A 383-nucleotide genomic window follows, 5' to 3' on the forward strand; every position below is an offset into this window, starting at 1 on the left:
CGCTCTTGATGTCAGACTCCCTGAACAGTTCTCGTTAATCGGGAAACTCAGAGCGCATTATCCTGTGGTCACACTCTGCCACGTGTTCGGGGTTCATCGCAGCAGTTACAAATACTGGAAAAACCGCCCTGAAAATCCAGATGGCAGGCGGGCTGTATTACGCAGTCAGGTTATGGAGCTGCATAACATCAGCCATGGCTCTGCTGGCGCAAGAAGTATCGCGACTATGGCAACCCTGAGAGGCTTCAGAATGGGGCGCTGGCTTGCCGGCAGGCTCATGAAAGAGCTGGGACTGGTGAGTTGTCAGCAGCCCACCCACCGGTATAAACGTGGTGGTCATGAACACATCGCTATCCCGAATCACCTTGAGCGACAGTTCGCAG

General features: G+C 54.0%; 1 pseudogene. It reads left to right on the forward strand.

From position 1 onward, the window contains the following. Nucleotides 1–383: pseudogene (locus ACLJXE_RS24340) on the forward strand (IS3 family transposase); the annotation flags it as partial.

This window comes from Citrobacter sp. U14242 (genome assembly GCF_046555775.1).
Classification (GTDB): domain Bacteria; phylum Pseudomonadota; class Gammaproteobacteria; order Enterobacterales; family Enterobacteriaceae; genus Citrobacter.